Annotated in this window: 1 protein-coding gene; it reads right to left on the reverse strand. The window is 63.6% G+C overall.

The window, feature by feature from the left end; all coding sequences use genetic code 11:
• Positions 1-248 precede the first annotated feature (248 nt).
• Positions 249-1,283 (reverse strand): IS110 family transposase, encoded by a 1,035-nt coding sequence (locus JI752_RS19200; protein ID WP_216967336.1) that lies wholly within the window; start codon positions 1,281-1,283, stop codon positions 249-251.
• Between the last annotated feature and the right edge of the window lie 108 nt (positions 1,284-1,391).

Below are 1,391 nucleotides of genomic sequence, written 5' to 3' on the forward strand. Positions count from 1 at the left end.
AATGTCCGTATATGGACTCCTCCTCTGGCTGCAAGCCTCCCGCATCCGGCGCCCGAGTCGACTGCGCACGTATATCCGGCCTCGGACTGCTGCATCGCTTCGATGCTGGGCCTTGATGGCTATTCGCGCGCCGGCTCCCAATCGCTAACACGTGCTTGCGCACCAGGACATTTAGGGGTTTGCCGACGCCGGTCCGACCGGTTTGCCATCTGCAGGTTGCTCGCAATCTGTGGGGTCTCTCCTAGGCGTCAGGCGGCAGCCAAGTCCGGTTGATAGTCGGTGCTGTTGCGCAGCATGGCCCAGGCCATGCGTGCAGTTTTGTTGGCCAAGGCCACGCAGGCGACGTTCGGGTGTGACCGTTCGGCCAGCCGGCATGCCCATCGGCTGAGTCGGTCCTCTTTGCCCCTGGCCGTTCGCAGCATCGCCCGCGCGCCATGCACCAACAGCGAGCGCAGATAGGCATCGCCGCGTTTGCTGATGCCCAGCAATCGCTCCTTGCCGCCGGAACTGTGTTGACGCGGTGTCAGGCCTAGCGACGCTGACAGTTGACGGCCATTGGCGAATTGCCGTGCATCGCCCACCGCAGCTACCAGCGCGGTGGCAATCATCGGGCCAACGCCTCGTAGCTGCTGCAACCTGCGCGCGTCCGGATCGTTTTGCGCGATGGCCGCGATGTCCGTGTCGAGTTCGGCGACGCGTTCATCCACGGCACGTATGTCGTGCCACAGCCCGTCGAGCAGATGTCGGAAGCGATCGCTAAGCCCGTTATCAGCATCCTCCGGCCAGCGCGGAATCGCTCGTCGCAGCGACAACAGTTCCTTCGGTGCCACCAAGCCGTACTCGGCCACCAGGCCGCGGATCTGATTCGCCTTCGCCGTGCGCTGTTCCACCAGCCCGGCACGAATGCGGTGAGCGGCCTGGATGTCCTGTTGCTCCACCGACTTCACCGATACGAAGCGCATGCAAGGTCGGCTCATCGCCTCACAGATCGCTTCAGCGTCGTTGGCGTCGTTCTTGTTGCTTTTCACATAAGGCTTCACGAACTGCGGCGCGATCAGCTTCACGCGGAACCCGCGTGACTGCAGTTGCCGGGCCCAGTGGTGGGCGCCGCCGCAACTCTCCATGCCGATCTCGCAGCCTGGCGGTGCCGTGTCCACCACGGCCCGCAACCAGCGCTCACGCGGCAGCCGCTTGCACCAGGCGGGGCGTTCGCGGCGATCCACGCCATGCACCTGGAATACGTTTTTCGCCAAGTCGACGCCGATGCGAATAAGCTCGTTCATGGTGGACTCCTCTAAGCCGCGACTGTGCTCGCAAACTCAGTCTGGCACTCGATGAGTGCGCTGGTGAGGAGGAGTCCATCCCATTGCTAACGGCCAGGAGCGGACGTT

Source organism: Lysobacter sp. MMG2 (assembly GCF_016735495.2).
In the GTDB taxonomy this organism is placed as follows: domain Bacteria; phylum Pseudomonadota; class Gammaproteobacteria; order Xanthomonadales; family Xanthomonadaceae; genus Lysobacter_J.